Source organism: Hyphomicrobium album, from assembly GCF_009708035.1.
Lineage (GTDB): Bacteria > Pseudomonadota > Alphaproteobacteria > Rhizobiales > Hyphomicrobiaceae > Hyphomicrobium_A > Hyphomicrobium_A album.
This window is the reverse complement of record NZ_WMBQ01000002.1, coordinates 214768-229507: the sequence shown is the minus strand read 5'-3', so window position 1 is coordinate 229507 and position 14740 is coordinate 214768. Positions and strand designations below refer to the sequence as shown.

Annotated in this window: 15 protein-coding genes and 1 tRNA gene; 8 read left to right on the top strand and 8 right to left on the bottom strand. The window is 65.9% G+C overall.

Translation table 11 applies throughout. From position 1 onward, the window contains the following. Position 1: 1 nt before the first annotated feature. Positions 2 to 505 carry a transcriptional repressor gene (locus GIW81_RS13175; protein WP_154739846.1) on the bottom strand — a complete coding sequence of 168 codons (504 nt, stop codon included), beginning with the start codon at positions 503 to 505 and terminating at the stop codon, positions 2 to 4. A gap of 228 nt (positions 506 to 733) precedes the next feature. Here GIW81_RS13175 and GIW81_RS13170 point away from each other — a divergent pair, with 228 nt between their 5' ends. The 5 genes from GIW81_RS13170 to GIW81_RS13155 all read left to right on the top strand — a co-directional run bounded on the left by GIW81_RS13170 (position 734) and on the right by GIW81_RS13155 (position 9297). After that, a complete protein-coding gene (locus GIW81_RS13170) occupies positions 734 to 1891 on the top strand; it encodes a thiolase family protein (RefSeq protein WP_195930562.1) in 1158 nt (385 codons plus the stop codon). Positions 1892 to 2170: 279 nt separating this feature from the next. Next, positions 2171 to 5392 (top strand): hypothetical protein, encoded by a 3222-nt coding sequence (locus GIW81_RS18865; protein WP_195930561.1) that lies wholly within the window; start codon positions 2171 to 2173, stop codon positions 5390 to 5392. 154 nt (positions 5393 to 5546) lie between these two features. Then, positions 5547 to 6908 carry a vWA domain-containing protein gene (locus tag GIW81_RS13165; RefSeq protein ID WP_195930560.1) on the top strand — a complete coding sequence of 454 codons (1362 nt, stop codon included), beginning with the start codon at positions 5547 to 5549 and terminating at the stop codon, positions 6906 to 6908. 156 nt (positions 6909 to 7064) lie between these two features. Further along, on the top strand, positions 7065 to 8018 hold the full coding sequence (locus GIW81_RS13160; protein WP_154739843.1) for an SRPBCC family protein: 954 nt from the start codon (positions 7065 to 7067) through the stop codon (positions 8016 to 8018). Beyond that, positions 7996 to 9297: a methyltransferase family protein gene (locus GIW81_RS13155; RefSeq protein ID WP_154739842.1), complete on the top strand. Its 1302-nt coding sequence runs from the start codon at positions 7996 to 7998 to the stop codon at positions 9295 to 9297. Before GIW81_RS13160 ends, GIW81_RS13155 begins: the two co-directional genes overlap by 23 nt. Here GIW81_RS13155 and GIW81_RS13150 read toward each other — a convergent pair. Then, positions 9287 to 10135 carry a fumarylacetoacetate hydrolase family protein gene (locus GIW81_RS13150; protein WP_154739841.1) on the bottom strand — a complete coding sequence of 283 codons (849 nt, stop codon included), beginning with the start codon at positions 10133 to 10135 and terminating at the stop codon, positions 9287 to 9289. The two genes, GIW81_RS13155 and GIW81_RS13150, sit on opposite strands and share 11 nt — an antisense overlap. Positions 10136 to 10250: 115 nt before the next feature. Beyond that, positions 10251 to 10391 carry a hypothetical protein gene (locus GIW81_RS13145; protein ID WP_154739840.1) on the bottom strand — a complete coding sequence of 47 codons (141 nt, stop codon included), beginning with the start codon at positions 10389 to 10391 and terminating at the stop codon, positions 10251 to 10253. Positions 10392 to 10824: 433 nt separating this feature from the next. Between GIW81_RS13145 and GIW81_RS13140 the strand changes: the two genes are divergently transcribed. Then, entirely contained in the window at positions 10825 to 11109 is a 285-nt protein-coding gene (locus GIW81_RS13140) for a hypothetical protein (RefSeq protein ID WP_154739839.1), read from the top strand. A 29-nt stretch (positions 11110 to 11138) separates the two neighbouring features. Here GIW81_RS13140 and GIW81_RS13135 read toward each other — a convergent pair. Beyond that, positions 11139 to 11228: transfer RNA gene (locus GIW81_RS13135), tRNA-Ser, on the bottom strand. A gap of 454 nt (positions 11229 to 11682) precedes the next feature. On the opposite strand from GIW81_RS13135, the gene GIW81_RS13130 reads away from it, so the two are divergent. Further along, on the top strand, positions 11683 to 11922 hold the full coding sequence (locus GIW81_RS13130) for a hypothetical protein (protein WP_154739838.1): 240 nt from the start codon (positions 11683 to 11685) through the stop codon (positions 11920 to 11922). 99 nt (positions 11923 to 12021) lie between these two features. On the opposite strand, the gene GIW81_RS13125 is transcribed toward GIW81_RS13130, so the two are convergent. After that, complete coding sequence (locus GIW81_RS13125; protein ID WP_154739837.1) at positions 12022 to 12207, bottom strand: hypothetical protein; 186 nt, start codon at positions 12205 to 12207, stop codon at positions 12022 to 12024. A gap of 346 nt (positions 12208 to 12553) precedes the next feature. On the opposite strand from GIW81_RS13125, the gene GIW81_RS13120 reads away from it, so the two are divergent. Further along, positions 12554 to 12985, top strand: coding sequence for a hypothetical protein (locus GIW81_RS13120; RefSeq protein ID WP_154739836.1), 432 nt, complete (start codon positions 12554 to 12556; stop codon positions 12983 to 12985). A 117-nt stretch (positions 12986 to 13102) separates the two neighbouring features. Here the strand turns inward: GIW81_RS13120 and GIW81_RS13115 are convergent, their stop codons facing one another. The 3 genes from GIW81_RS13115 to GIW81_RS13105 form a co-directional block, all read right to left on the bottom strand. After that, positions 13103 to 13360 (bottom strand): hypothetical protein, encoded by a 258-nt coding sequence (locus GIW81_RS13115; RefSeq protein ID WP_154739835.1) that lies wholly within the window; start codon positions 13358 to 13360, stop codon positions 13103 to 13105. Continuing rightward, the gene (locus GIW81_RS13110) at positions 13357 to 14016 is read right to left on the bottom strand and encodes a DUF4166 domain-containing protein (protein WP_154740752.1); all 660 of its coding nucleotides are present in this window, start codon (positions 14014 to 14016) and stop codon (positions 13357 to 13359) included. Before GIW81_RS13110 ends, GIW81_RS13115 begins: the two co-directional genes overlap by 4 nt. Before the next feature lie 72 nt (positions 14017 to 14088). Further along, positions 14089 to 14661 carry a GbsR/MarR family transcriptional regulator gene (locus tag GIW81_RS13105; protein WP_154739834.1) on the bottom strand — a complete coding sequence of 191 codons (573 nt, stop codon included), beginning with the start codon at positions 14659 to 14661 and terminating at the stop codon, positions 14089 to 14091. Between the last annotated feature and the right edge of the window lie 79 nt (positions 14662 to 14740).

Below are 14740 nucleotides of genomic sequence, written 5' to 3'. Positions count from 1 at the left end.
TTCAGTCCTTCTTAGACTGGCAGGCGCGGCACAGTCCGGACACCTCGACGAACTTCACCCGCGGCTGGAACGACGCCCCGCGCGCCAAGCGATCGATGGTGTCGAAAATACCTTCCGAATCCACCTCCTGCACGGCGTTGCACCGCTCGCAGGAGAGGAAGATCGGACGGCGGCCGGTGCGATGATCCATGCGCCGGCAGGCGAAGAAGGCGTTCTTGCTTTCCAGCCGGTGGATGACGCCGGCTTCGAGCAGGGCGTCGATGGCGCGGTAGACCGAGATGGGCGCCAGCCGCGTTCCCTTCTCGGCCAGCTTGGCGAGGATGTCGTAGGCACCGATCGAAGCGTGGGTGGCGGCGATCTCTTCGAATACGTCCTGGCGAAGTTTGGTGAACCGGAGGTTCTTTTCGGTAAACGCCTGGCTGGCTCTATCGACGGCTTTCGCCAGTTTGCGCTCCGACTGGGTCAACGACGGCGCGTTCTGCTGCTTGGCGGTGGCCTCGGTCATCGTCTCATCCCAGGCGTTTCTGTTTCCGTGACTGTATACCACCGCAGGATCGCGGCATAGGCGCTGCCGGAAAGGGATCGTAAACCTACCTGCAATTCATCCCTTTTCCGCCACCATCATATGGTTGCTACGGGCCACCGGACAATGGAAGTCGGGAGCGGGCGCCGCCCGTCGGCGCCAGGTTCAAGCTCTCTCGCGTATCAATTTTCGAGAGCCCAAGCAGCAATTATGCCTTCTCAATCCGCGTACATCGTCGCGGCACGGCGGACCGCTATCGGTCGTGTCGGCGGCCTGCATAAAAGTCGGCGCATCGAGGAGCTGTGCGCTCCGCTCGTCACTGTTGCGTTGCAGGACAGCGGCCTCGAGCCCGCTCGGATCGACGAACTGATCGTCGGCAACGCCACGCAAGGCGGCAACCCGGCGCGCCTCATCGCACTTGCTGCGGGGCTGCCCGAAACGACGCCAGCGGCCAGTATCGACCGGCAGTGCGGCTCGGGCCTCGATGCCATTCTCGCCGCCGCGCGCGCCATCAAGCTGGGCGATGCGCACGCTGTTGTCGCGGGCGGTGCCGAGGCGATCTCGATGGCGCCTTGGCGCGTCGCCAAGCCTCGCAGCCTGCAGCAGCTTCCGCGCTTCCTCGGCTATGAGCCGGGTGCGGGCGAGGAGCGCGACGTCCCCGCACATGTGGAATCCGCCGAGGTGTTGGCGGCGCGCCTCGGGATCGGCCGGGCCGAGCAGGACGCCTACGCCCTGCGGTCCCTCCTCAAGGCCGAGCAGGCGCGCGAGCACAAGCGCTTCGTCGGCGAGATCGCTCCCCTGCGCGCCAACCCCGAGGAAGCGCGCGACCAGAGCAGCGTTGCCCCCGACTTCAAGGATCTGGCGCAACTCGCCCCCTATATGGCGCCGGACGGGACGCTCACGCCGGGCAACACCTCGAGCCTGCACGACGGCGCCGCCGTGTCGGTGGTGGTCTCCCACGACGTGTGGAGCTCGCTCGGCAAACCGCGCGGTCTGCGTCTCGTGGCGCATGCGGCGCGCGGCGTCGCGCCCGACGAGGAAGCGTCGGCGCCGATCGAGGCGATGCGGAATTTGAAAGCCCGCTTCAAGGGTTACAAGGATTCCGACATCGGGCACATCGAGATGAGCGAAAGCTCGGCGGCACAGGCGATCGCCGTCATCCGCGCGCTCGAACTCGACGAGGAGCTGGTGAACCCCGACGGTGGCGCGCTCGCCCGCGGCCATCCGTTCGGCGCGGCGGGCTCGGTGCTCGTCACGCGTCTTTTCACCCGCATGGCGCGCGGCGAGAGCAAAGGCCGCTCACTCGGTCTCGCCACGATGGGCGTCGCCGGTGGCATGGGTCTCGCGGCGTTGTTCGAAGCCGTCTAATGCACTCTGTTGCAGCGTTGGTGCAATGCGCGCGCAAACGCGCGCAATTTGGTTGTGCTTGCATTCCAACTGCCTGATCCCCAATTCTGCCGGGGCGCGCGCGCTGGATTTTCCCGGCCCACTCGGAATCCATATTCCAACTCCTAGTGCATGGGATCGCCGCAATCCTGCCCCGAAGTGGACAGGAGCTGTGGTCATCTTGCATCGTGCGTTGCTATTGCGCCGCATTGGACGCGGCGACGGATTATCCGGCCCCGGCCGGTTTAGCGGGAAATGCAGATGGACGTGAAGCAGGCCTTTGATGCGGTGATGGCGAACCCGGCTGCGTACGCACGCAGCATTCTCCTCACCGTCCTAGTGATTGCCGCCCTCATCGCACTGTTCAAGGTCGGCCCGCGGTTGTGGCGGGTGGTCGAGGAAGTCTTCTTCAGCAACTGGCAGCTCGCCATGCTCGGCACCGCTGCCATCGTCCTCTCCCTCGCCGGCGGCTGGACCACCTGGGACGGCATGACGAACTTCACCGGCGAGCCGGTGCTGTCGCTCATGTTCACCTTCGGCATCCACGGCGTGATGCTGATCGTCGCCTGGCTGATCGGCGAGAGCTTCGCTACCGGCATGAGTACCGTGCCGCGCGCCGGCATCACCCGCGTCACCGCCCCGCTCATCGTCGTGCTGCTCGTCGGCGGCGCGCTGCTCGCCGCCGGCTTCGCCGTCTACCAGTACCATTACGGCATCAATACCGATTACGTGATCCAGGGCCTCGTGGCCGCCGGCCTGTTGTTCGGCCTCCTCGGCCTGCTCACGATATTCGCGCGCACCGACGTGATATCGCCCTATGCCCAGGCCCTGCGCATCATGGCCAAGAACTCGATGCTGTGGGTGATGTTCCTCGCCTGCATGTCAACGTCGGTCTTCTTCTCGTTCGACAGCCGCTTCAACGTCGTCTTCCCGCAGGAGCAGCGCCAGCGCGTGTCGGAGCTGCGCGCCACCAATCAGGTCTCGGCCATCATCGCCGACATCGGCAAGACCATCGCCGACCAACAACTGACCCAGACGTCGTCCTTGTTCCAGAGCGAGGGCTGGCACACCTACGAGGATCAGCTCGACCGCCTCGCCTCCGCCGCGCAAGGCTCGACGGGAGAGATCGAGAAGTACTTCAACGACCAGATCGAAGCGCGCAATCGCGGCATCAAGGAGCAGCAGGAGCGCATCACCACCGCGCAGAGCGGCCAGGCCGGCATCGCCGGCAAGAAGACAACGCTCACCGACGAGCTGGCACGCCTCGAGGGCGACCGCGCGACGCTCGCCGCCGACTACGCGGCAACCAAGACGGAGCTCGACTCGCGCTCCAAGGCGATCGACGCCAAGCGCGTCGAGGCCATGGCCGAGAGCAAGGGCGTCGAAGGCACGCTCAAAGAGGGCCGCGGGCCGGTGTATCGCCAGATCATGGGCGACCTCGGCAAGATGCAGGCCGCCGTCAAGATCCAGGACGACCGCGTGAAGGACGCCAAGAAGCGTCTCGACACGGCCGAAACCCGCATCGCGCAGATCAAGCGCGAGCTGGCGTCGATCGACGGCGAGCTCGCCAAGTACAAGGGCGAGGAAGCCACCGCCGGCGAGCGCATTCGCATGGCGCAGGAGAACATCGCCGGGCAGGACGCCGAGCAGCGTGTCGATCCGGGCCGGGTGCTGCCCGCCTTCGAGACGGCGCGCGCCGAGTTCCGCCAGCATCCCAGCGCCGACCGCCTCGCCGAGGTGCAGCAGCGCTGCTCGCAGCTCTACAGCGCCATGTTCGCCGCTGACGTGACCAAGCCGAAAGTTTCGGGCATCGACTGCGATCCCAAGCAGGCGAGCGAGGCGGCATCGACGCTGTTCACGCTGCAGGCCGGCACCAAGGCGTTCAACGCCAACTGCGTCGGCGGCGACAAGCTTGCCGCCCAGCGCTCCACCGACGCGCTGTTCGGCTTTGCCGTGAAGTGCCTGTCCGACAGCCAGCTCCCCAGCCAGCAGACCGACGAGTTGCGCGGCAAAGTCGCCTTCGCCGAGATGAATCGTGACGACAAGGCGCACCGCTTCGTCGTCTCGTGGAACGCCTTCCAGGACGGCAACCGCTTGGCCTACCTGGCACTCGCCATCGCCATCGGCATCGACTCGCTGATCTTCATGACCGGCCTGTTCGGCGCTAACGCCGTGCGCTCGCCGCTGGCCGACGTGCCGTCGTCCAAGGGCCGCAACTCGCAGCAGCTCGAGGCGATCATCGAGAACGCGCTGCTGCCGGACACGCTCGACAACGCCCGCGCCACGCTCAACACCATGCGGCCGATCACCAATGCGTCGGGTTTCATGGCCGAGGTGCGCCCGGAGATGCTCGACCCGCACACCGAGCGGCAGGTGATCGGCGTCCTCAACGCCGGCTCGACCATCAGCGCGGTCGACTACGACGAGCAGCAGAACCGCTATCTCGTGCGGGCCGAGCTCTACGAGTTCCTGTCGATCGTCGCCAAGCGCTCGTTCGAGGCCGACAAGGCGAACATCGACCTCGCCGAGCTGGAGAAGATCGTCGGCGTGGCTCTGCTGCCCGACATCAACCAGAACGCCGAGACGGTGCTGCACTATATGCACCCGATCGACGAGGACCGCGGCTTCACCGCCGAGATCAACCTCGCCGAGGTGGAGCCCGATCACAAACGAGTCGTGCGCTCGACGCTGAATGCCGGCGCCACGCTCGGCCGCGTCCAGCGGCGCGGCAAGACCGCCAACGAATTCTGGATCCACCGCGACTTGTATAAGACGCTGGCCCGCATCCGTGCGCGCACGCTGATGGCCGACTATGGCCGTCCGCGCATCGGCCAGTCGCCGGCGCAACGGCAGAACTTTGGCGGCTCGCTCACCGAGCGCACCAAGGCGATCGAGCACAAGCCGGCGATCGAGGAAGAGACGACGAGCGAGATTCGCACCGGGTTCGTCACGCAGCTTTTATCGGCGCTCAACATCGACGCGCCGAGCTGGGAGCGGGTGTCGGGCGGCGCGCATGCGGCTGCGATCGCCGCCAACGAGGCTTTCACCCGCACGCGGCGGCTCAACGCGCTGCTCGACGGCTTCCTGCGCAAGCACGAGGACGATGCCCGCCTGGCGTTCGACGAGATGTACACCCTGCTGAAGCACCGGCTGAAGCCGCAGGCCTCCTGGGACCGGCAGCTGCTCGACGAGGCCTATCTGGAGCTCGACCAGCACTGGCACGTGCTGATGCTGCTCCCCAACGGACCGTTCGAGGCGGTCGTGCACGAGGTCGTCGAGCGGCTCGAGCCGGATGCCGGCGACGGGCGCCTCTCCAACGACCAACAGGCGCTCTATAACCTGGCGCGCAAGCTGCTCGACGCCTTCAAGGCCAATGCGCGCTCGAACGAGACCGCATGGCGCCGTCTGGAGGCAAGCTTCGATCAGGCGCAGCACAGCGAGACGCGTGTCGCCTCCGACAACGGCCGCCCGACGCTCAACTAGCTTACGTTCAGTTCACGTTGCCAACGTCCCGCGTTGCTCGCCAGCAACGCGGGACGTTCTCTTTTTTAAGCCATTGCGCCGACGCCGTTCCGCCATCGCGCCACCGCGGCCGCGCACTAGCGTCCTCGCACATTTCGTTCGAGGAGATATTGCGATGTCGATGATCCGCTACGCGGCGTTCGCTATTGCCCTTGCCGCACCGTTCTCGCTGCACGTCCCTGCCCACGCCGCCGGGCTGAAGCTCGAAGCCGATCTCGGCCAGAGCGTGCTGTCGACGGCCAAGCCGGGGAACGTCTACCTGCGCCTCAACCTGAAGAGCCTCGCCGCCTCCAACCGCGAGCGCCGCCCGCCTATCAACGCGGCGATCGTCATCGACCGCTCCGGCTCCATGCAGGGTGACCGCATCGAAGCCGCCAAGGAAGGCGCCCGCGTCGCGCTGAAGCGCCTGTCGTCGGACGATACGGTCGCGCTCATCTCCTACAATCACGATGTCGAGGTGCTCAGCCCAGCCGCGCCGCTGCGCGCCTCGCGCGAGAAACTCATCGAGGCGATCGACAAGCTGGAAGCCAACGGCACCACCGGCCTCTATGCCGGCGTCAAGGAGGGCGGCAAGCAGATCGAGGAGTTCGTCTCCGGCAACAACGTCAACCGCGTCATCCTCCTGTCGGACGGCCTCGCCAACGTCGGCCCGTCGACGCCGGGCGAGCTGGCCGAGCTCGGCCGCAAGCTCGCATCGAAGGGCATCTCCGTGTCGACCATCGGCCTCGGGCTGGAATACAACGAGGACCTGATGCAGCGCCTGGCCGCCGCCTCCGACGGCAACCACGTGTTCGTCGAGCGGCCCAGCGATCTCGCCGAGATCTTCGACCGCGAGTTCGGCGACGCGCTGTCCGTCTCGGCGCGCGACATCACCATCATCATCGAGTGCAGGGCCGGCTTTACGCCGAAGCGCATCCTCGGCCGCGACGGCAGCATCGACGGCGGCAAGGTCACGCTGAAGCTCAACCAGTTGCAGGCCCAGAACGAGCGCTATGTCGTCGTCGAGCTGCAGGCGCCGGAAGGGCGCAGCGAAGGTGCCGCCGACGTGGCCGACATCTCCGTCACCTATGTCGACCTCGACGACGGCGGCAAGGCTGCCCGCGCCGAGGCCAAGCCGAGCGTGCGCTTCTCCGCCAACGCCAAGGACATCGAGGACGGCCTCAACAAGCCGGTGATGAGCCAGGTGACCCGGCAGATCGCCACCGAGAACAGCGAGCAGGCGGTGGAGTTGCGCGACAAGGGCGACATCGCCGGCGCGCGCAAGGTGCTCGAGAAGAACGCCGACTACATCAAGCGCTCGCGCGACCTCTACACGGCCGGCGCCGCCCCGGCCCCCAGCGCTTCCGTCGGCGCGCTCACCGATCTCGAGAACAAGAGCCGCGAGGCGGCGAGCAGCCTCGACGGCGATGCCTGGGACCGCACCCGCAAGCTGATGCGCCAGGACCAGCATAGGGCCAAGGTCCAGCAGGCTTACTGAGGAACGACGAGGGCACGGTACGGCGGCGTTGGGGCTGCATCCCGGCGCCGCCTTTTTGTATCTCCAGTCGCGCACGAACCCGGCGTCGGAATCTTTGCTGTTGCGCGCCGCCGCCGCTCCCGCCAAGCCTAGGCAGCGGACGCGGGGCGACCATCAATGCAGCCAGACCCGACACAAGACGAAATCAAACCCAAGGACACCGGCTACAAGATCGGCCCCGGGCAGTGGAAGCTGTTCTCCGCGGTGCTGGTGATCGGCTGCGCCGGTCTCATCTACGGATATCTGCGGCGCAAGGGGTTGGACGAGTCGGCAGCGCTCTACCTGGGGCTGCCGCTGCTGCTGGCCCTCGGCCTGTCGCTGACGCCGCCAGACAAATCGGCGACCGGCGCGACCATGAAGGGCATGGCGATTGCGCTGCTCCTCGCCGCGCCCGTCTTCCAGGAAGGCTATATCTGCATCCTGTTCGCCTCGCCGCTGTTCTTTGCCGTCGGCCTGATCATCGCCGCGGCAATTGATTGGGGGCGCAAGCGCCGCGCCAAGAAGGGCAATCTGCAAAGTGCCATCATAGCGACTGCCATCGCGCTGATGGCCATGGAGGGCGTCACGCCCGAGACGTCTTTCCCGCGCGAGCACGAGGTCGTCGTCAGCAAAATCGTTTCGGCGCCCGTGGAGGCCGTGCGGGCGGCGCTGGCCCAGCCGCCGGTCCTGGGTGAGGACAAGCCGTTCTTCCTGCGCATCTTCCCCTATCCCGTCGACTTGCAGGGTGACGGCCTTGGCGTGGGCGATACGCGGAGCGCGACGTTCGTCGCCTACAAGCACATCTTCTGGAATCGCATCGAAGGCACGGCCGTCTTCAAGGTCGTCGAGGCGAACGAACGCAAGATCGCGTTCGAGCTTGCGAGCGACACGTCTTACGTCGCGCATTACCTCGGCTGGAAGCGCTCGGAGGTGGAGCTGACGCCGACGACCAATGGCGACACGCTCGTCACCTGGCGCCTGTCGTTTCACCGCAAGTACGATCCCTACTGGTACTTCGGCACACTGCAGAAGTACGCGGTTGGCCTCGTCGCCGAGGAGCTGATCGACCATGCCGCCACTCCTCGAACTTAGCGTCGGCGAGCAGCGGGCAGCGGTGCTGCTCGTGCCGTTCCTGATCGCCGGTGCCGCCATCCTCGTGGCGCAGCCCGGCAAGCGCGCGCTCGCGGGCGTATTCATTGCCAGCCTCTGGAACTTGACCACGCTCGTGCTGGCGAACCTCGTGGCGCTACACATGGGCTGGTGGACGTTCAACGCCACCGGCGGCCTGCTGCTGGGGGTGCCGTTCGACGTGCTGCTCGGCTGGGCGGTGTGGTGGGGCGCGGCACTGTTCCTGCTCTTCGGCGGCCGGTACGTGCTGCTGGCACTGCTCACCGCGCTATGGATCGACGTCGTCGCCATGCCGCGCCTGACGCCGCTGGTTCAACTCGGCAACGATTGGCTGTGGGGCGAAGCGCTGGTGCTCGCGGCGTGCTTCCTGCCGGGATGGCTGATCGCGAGCTTTACGGCGCGCGATGTGCACGTCGGCTGCCGGGCCACGGCGCAGGCAGTCATCACCGGCATCTTGATGTTCGTCATGCTGCCGGCGGTGATCCTCGAACATTCCGGCCGCAGCGTGTGGGAGGCGATGCTGTGGCCGGCGTGGCAGCTGTCACTCGTCTTCAACGCGCTGCTGATCCCCGTGGTTCTCGGCCTCGCGGGCAGCCAGGAATTCGCCGAGCGCGGGCGCGGCACGCCTATCCCCTTCGATCCGCCCAAGCGCCTCGTCGTCACCGGGCCGTATGCCTACGTCGCCAACCCGATGCAGATCTCGGTCGTGGGGAGTCTGCTGATGCTGGGGATGGCTTTTCAAAGCTGGCTATTGGCAGCGGCTGCCGGCGTCGCGGTGGTCTACGCGCTCGGTATCGTGCGTTGGCATCATGCGATCGACCTGCAGCCGCGCTTCGGCGCGGCGTGGCGCACCTACCGCAGCCATGTGCGCAACTGGTTGCCGCGCTGGCGGCCCTGGATCGGCAAGCCGTCGACAGTGTACTTCGCGGGCTATTGCGAGATATGCCGCGATACGCAGCACTGGATCGAGCGGCTTCGCCCCGTCGGGCTCGACATCAAGGATGCGTCCGAGCATCCGGAAGCGCTCGCGCGCGTGACCTATCGCTATCCCGACGGCAGCGAGGTGCACGGCGTCTACGCGATCGCGTCGTGCCTCGACCACGTGAACCTGGCGTGCGCCTTCCTCGGCTGGTTCATGCGCCTGCCGGGGGTGTGCCAGCTCCTACAGGTTCTGATCGACGGCACGGGGAAACGCGCCGCGCCGTCGCGGCCTTCTGCGGGCACAGCTGAACCTAAAGCTTGAAGGGGACGACCTTGGCGCGCTGCTCCCCGAGACCCTCGACGCGCAGGACGAGCTCGTCACCGGCCTTCAGGTACTCAGGCGGCGTCTTCGCCGAGCCGACGCCCGGCGGCGTACCGGTCGTCACCACGTCGCCCGGCTCCAGCACCATGAACTGGGTGACGTAGGCGAGCAGGAACGGGATCGAGAAGATCATCGTCGACGTCGAGCCCGTCTGCTTGCGATCGCCGTTGACGTCGAGCGCCATGGCGAGGTTCTGCACGTCGGGGATCTCGTCCGGCGTCACCAGGAACGGCCCCAGCGGACCGAACGTCTCGGCCGACTTGCCCTTCACCCACTGGCCGGCGCGCTTCACCTGGAAGCGGCGCTCGGAGACGTCGTTGCACAGGCAGTAGCCGGCGATGTGCGCCAGCGCATCCTTTTCCTCGACATAGCGGGAGCGCGTGCCGACGACGAAGGCGATCTCGACCTCCCAATCCATGCGGTCCGAGTTCTTCGGGTACATGATGTCGTCGTTGGGCCCGCAGATGCAGGTCGGCGCCTTGTTGAAGAGGATCGGCTCCGCCGGAATCTCCTGCCCCGTCTCCTTGGCGTGGTCGGCGTAGTTGAGGCCGATGGCGACGAAGTTGCGCGTGCCGGCGACGGGCGCACCCAGGCGCACGCCCGCGGGCGCGAGCGGCAGCGACTCCGGCTCGATGGCACGCAGGCGGTCGAGCGAGGCAGGCGACAGGTTGGCGCCGGTGAAATCGGAAATGTGAACGGAGAGGTCGCGGATAGCGCCTTGCTTATCGACAAGCCCCGGCTTTTCCGCGCCGGGCTGGCCAAAACGCACAAGCTTCATGGATGGGTCGCTCGCAGATGGATGGGTGTGAGAAGGCGGCATGGACGTGCGAAGTACTCGCTATCGCACTATGCCGACGACGGCAACTCACTCGCTTTACGCGACGATCTGAGCGTCAACCAAGATACCATTCCAGCAAGGCAAGGATCAGCAGCACATGGGCGGCAGCCACAAACGCCCAGCGGACGAAGCTCCGATACGTCCGGTAGTGGTATTGCAGCTCTGGGTCGTTCGCATAGTCGACGGGAAGCGCCATGGCTCCCTCCAATCGTTAGCGCGACGTCGCCGCGGCCACCTGCCGCTTGGGCTTGGGTGACGGGTCTCTAGGGCGCCGCTTGGAACCTTCAGATTTTGCCGCCGCCGGCGCAACGCTGCCAGGCGTCCGCGCAATCGGGAAAGACGCCGCCGCGTGGCCGCCGGCGGATCGGCATACGGGGGCTAGAATTATCCGTTCCATGCAGGGCTAACGGGTGGGGCTGACGAGGGTTCCGCGCGCGAATTGGCGCGCATCGGCACCCCACGGCAGCAGCAGGGAACGCGCCGAACCCGCCGGCGGTTATCTAGCCAACACGAGAAAAGGAGAGACGAAATGCCCCTTTTTCTTCTGCCCTATCTGTATTCGCAGCTCGTGATGGCCAGCGCCTCGAGCTTCTGGACGATACCCGTCACCACCCGCAAGGAGTGACGCCATGCTTGCGCGCAAACGTCTGCGGCCGAAGGTCGGCAAGACCCGCGGCGAAGGCAAGATCAAAAATAAGAGTTGGGTGCCTGGACGGAAGGGCCAGGGCGGCGAAGGCCTGAGCCACGGATACGGCGGCAGCGCCGGCGACGGCAAAGGCGCGTCGGGCCCGGAGCAACAGCCGAACCAGCACGACGAGCATGGCGGCGACGAAGTTGCCGACAATGCGCATCGCAACCGCGACTACAGCCCGGCGCTTCCGTCGCGCGAGAGGATCGCCAAGGTGCTTCGCTGATTTGGTCGGGTGGTTTTAGCTCGCGGTTGTGGCGGAGAGGGTGGGATTTGAACCCACGATACCCTTGCGAGTATGCCGCATTTCGAGTGCGGTGCTTTCAGCCACTCAGCCACCTCTCCAAACCCACCACACGGGCTGTCAACGCGCCGAGCATATGCGCAGGGCTGACAGGCCGGGACGTTAGGAACGGTGCTCTTAAGAGAAACGCGCGGGCCTGACAAGCCTCAAGGGCGGCAGTTCGGCCCACGTTGCGTGGGTGGCATGGCGGCGAGGCGCGGCGGTGCCTACTCGGCCGGCATGAGGTAGATTTCCCCGTCTTGCACCTTGACGAGCAGGTTGTCGGGGTTGCTGAGCAGCTGAACGATTTCGGTGAACATTGGCTTGCCTCCAGGGGTTTCGATGCCCCGGACCATAGGCGCCCCTGCGCCGCCGCGATGTTCCGCGCGGAACACGACCCGCGGAGCGCAATTGCGGCAACCCAGGGGATTACGGGGATAAGACATACCCGCAACTGGCCGCCCAGCCGTACCCGCCCACAGAATGCCTCAGTCAGTAAGAGTGGAGGGCATTCTCATGCTGGATAGGCAATCGCTCGAATGGCTCATGGCCTGCGAGCGTCTCAAGGACGAGGTGATGGTGGTCGAGAAGCAGTGCGAGAGCATTCTCGGCAGCTTCGAGCATCTCCAGCGCGAGCCCACGGCGGCAGAGCGCGACAATCGCCGCGGGGCCTACCTCGACAACCGGGCGCGGCTGCAGGAGCTCGCCGGCGAGATCGACGCCATAAACACGCGGCTGCGCGGGCGCGCCAACTAGCGCCCCGGCTTTGCGCCTCTCTTTAGAGACAACAGGCAGTTGCGCGGCCTTCCCCCCGGGGACGCCGCGCTTTTCATTTTTGAAACGGGGCAATCCGGCTCACGCCATTGGCGTGCCGAAAAGCCTCCACATCTCGCCTACGACATTTCCGAATAGGAAAGCGGTCCAAAGATAAAGTCCGACGCCCGCCCACCAATGGCGATCATGCGAGCGCGCAACGCTTTCTACCTTGTCGATGCACACCGACGCATATTCGGAAGCGACCAGCTTGAGTGCTTCGGTCATTTTCTCATCCCCTAGAGACCTTGCGCATCAAAGTCTCAGCCGAACACGGTTAAGATACTGCAAATACATGATTTGTCTGGGGTCGCAAACGCGCTTCTCGAGATGCAGATGCGCCGCTAGATGACAAATGGCGCGAGAATGCACAGTTTTGCGGAGCATGTGCATTGCGTGCAAAACGGGTTGTAGTGCGTTGGTCAACCACCCCTGGCGTGATACTAAATGGACATCGCCGCTCGCATGTAAAAGAGGTGGTAAATTGAAAGCGTTTTGTCTTGCTTTTGCACTTCTGCTGGGAACGCTCCCGGCCACTGCCCAAGAATTGCCGCAGGTAAGTAACGCGTCCGAGTTGGCACAACCAGGCAGCTACCAATGGACCGTCGTTGATGACAACGGCGCTCCGCTGCACACCACCACCGGGGGCCGCGCGGTCGACGCCGTGGCCCGCCCCAAGAAGGACGCTCCAGCGCGAGCCGCGCTGGCGCAAATGCGCGCCGAGACCCGACGCCTCGTGGCCGATGCCAACAGCAAGGGCGCCAAGGTCCAGCGTATCCGCTACGACCTGCGCCTGCGTTGTATCGTCGAAGCGATCGAGCCGGAACAAGAGCCGCTCACCAACGCTTCCATGCCGTGGATCTGGGGCGCCACCGACGCCGCCAAATCTGCCGACGATGAGGGCATGGTCGAGATGTGCGAGGTCGACTATTCGCAGAAGGTCCGCTCGCAGACGGAGCCCGAGTCCCCGTTGCAGAATTACGCGGTCTCGCTGCCATTGCAGTGAACACAAGAATTAATCGCAATCCTCCCGTCACTCGGGATTGCGACTTGAGAAGCGCGCCGGGGCCCGCGGGGTGTCCCGGCGCGCTGCGTTTTTAGGGGCGACAGTTTTGAGGTGGCGTCAGGGGCGGGGCCGTCGCCGCGCCCAGTAGATGGCGAAAATGCCCATCCACAGGAGCAGCGCCACCACGTCGAGCAGGGTGGAGAGCTCCTTCATCGCGTGCTGCCAGGGACGGTCCGGCGCACCCACCCACAGGGACGCGCTGACCACCACGCCGGCCACGAGGCACAGCCCGGTCAGGACCCAGATCGTTCGTACGGCGCGGCGTGTCATGTGCCGATCATAGCTCGCGTCGCCGCGGAGCGCGAGCGTGCTCACGCATCGTGGAACACCGCAGCTTGGTGCACGAGCCGGCCGAACACCCGATGCGTCAGACTGAGCGCGAACTCGAAACTGCCGGCGCCGAGGTCGCGGTGCACGATCTGCATTTGGCCGGGATGGAGCAGCCGCGGGATGGAAAGGCGCCAGCGGGCGATCTGCACGAAAAACCCGACCGACCGAAAGGCGAGCGCCCCCTCCTCGACGCTGACCCGCAACGCCATGCCGATGCCGCAGCCGACGTACTCCTCGAGGCCCGTCGGCCCGCTGAAGCGCTTGGCCGAGTGGATCGCCTGTGGAAAGCGACCTGGGCGGGCATAGATTCTGAGCCAGCTCTGGCCGCCGAGACCCGCGTCCTCGGTGACGATCACCACCGCCGGCCCGGTCGCGCCGTCCGTCAGCGGCAGCGGCGAGCCGATGGCCCTAGCGAGGAACGAAAGCACGCGCCCGGCTGGCGACAAGCGCGTCGCCGTCACCAGGCCCTGGTAGACGAGCGCTTCGCTCGGCCCGAGGCATTTGGAGAAGCGCCGGCGGACGGCGTCAGGCAGCTCCCCCCAGGCCCGCTCGCCGACGAGAGCGCGAAACCGGAGGTCCTCGATCGGCGCCAGCACGGTGGGAGCGGCGATGGGAACGGCGGCCGGCGCTGCGTGGTGCAGCGGCTGCGGTTGCAGGGCGACATTGCGTTTGTCGAGGACCGACACATCACACCTCCCCGTTCTCCGCCCACTTCAGCGTGGCGGCTTCTTGCTACTCTTGCGGCCGACGAAGCGAGCGATCGTGCCGCCCATGCGGATGAGCGCCATCAGCGTCGGCGCCGGCAGCCGCATGATCTCGCCGAAGCTGCGGTCGACCGTCTCGGTAAACTCGAGCATTGCGGAGAGCCGCTTGCGCACGGCCGGCGAAACGCCCGCGTCGCCCTTGGCCTCGGTGGCACAGCTGCGCAGCACGGCGAGCGCCGGATCGATCTCCCGCGCCTTGCGAACCAGGGCGATGCGCCGAACCATCTCGAACATGTCGGCTTCGGCTTCGTAGTAGTCGCGCCGGTCGCTCATGACGTGCACGCGGCGGATGAGGCTCCAGCCCAGGAGCTCGCGCAGGCTGGTCGACACGTTGGAGCGTGCCATACCGAGGCGCTCGGCGATGTCCTCGGCCGTCAGCGGAACCTCGCTCAGATAGAGAAGCGCATGGATCTGCGCCACCGAGCGGTTCACGCCCCAGGTGGTGCCCATCTCGCCCCAATGGACGACGAAGCGCTCGACGGCGCCGGGCAACAGGTCGGTATGTACGCTAATTTCTGTCATGACCGAAATTAGCGACACAAACGCCCCGCCGTCAAGCGCAACTGGCGGTATTTGCGTCGCGCGCTGCCGCCTTATTGGG

Excerpts from the sequence above, each read along its gene's own strand:
- GIW81_RS13175 (WP_154739846.1), bottom strand. The coding sequence starts at position 505 with ATGACCGAGGCCACCGCCAAGCAGCAGAACGCGCCGTCGTTGACCCAG.
- GIW81_RS13170 (WP_195930562.1), top strand. The coding sequence starts at position 734 with ATGCCTTCTCAATCCGCGTACATCGTCGCGGCACGGCGGACCGCTATC.
- GIW81_RS18865 (WP_195930561.1), top strand. The coding sequence starts at position 2,171 with ATGGACGTGAAGCAGGCCTTTGATGCGGTGATGGCGAACCCGGCTGCG.
- GIW81_RS13165 (WP_195930560.1), top strand. The coding sequence starts at position 5,547 with ATGTCGATGATCCGCTACGCGGCGTTCGCTATTGCCCTTGCCGCACCG.
- GIW81_RS13160 (WP_154739843.1), top strand. The coding sequence starts at position 7,065 with ATGCAGCCAGACCCGACACAAGACGAAATCAAACCCAAGGACACCGGC.
- GIW81_RS13155 (WP_154739842.1), top strand. The coding sequence starts at position 7,996 with ATGCCGCCACTCCTCGAACTTAGCGTCGGCGAGCAGCGGGCAGCGGTG.
- GIW81_RS13150 (WP_154739841.1), bottom strand. The coding sequence starts at position 10,135 with ATGAAGCTTGTGCGTTTTGGCCAGCCCGGCGCGGAAAAGCCGGGGCTT.
- GIW81_RS13145 (WP_154739840.1), bottom strand. The coding sequence starts at position 10,391 with ATGGCGCTTCCCGTCGACTATGCGAACGACCCAGAGCTGCAATACCAC.
- GIW81_RS13140 (WP_154739839.1), top strand. The coding sequence starts at position 10,825 with ATGCTTGCGCGCAAACGTCTGCGGCCGAAGGTCGGCAAGACCCGCGGC.
- GIW81_RS13130 (WP_154739838.1), top strand. The coding sequence starts at position 11,683 with ATGCTGGATAGGCAATCGCTCGAATGGCTCATGGCCTGCGAGCGTCTC.
- GIW81_RS13125 (WP_154739837.1), bottom strand. The coding sequence starts at position 12,207 with ATGACCGAAGCACTCAAGCTGGTCGCTTCCGAATATGCGTCGGTGTGC.
- GIW81_RS13105 (WP_154739834.1), bottom strand. The coding sequence starts at position 14,661 with ATGACAGAAATTAGCGTACATACCGACCTGTTGCCCGGCGCCGTCGAG.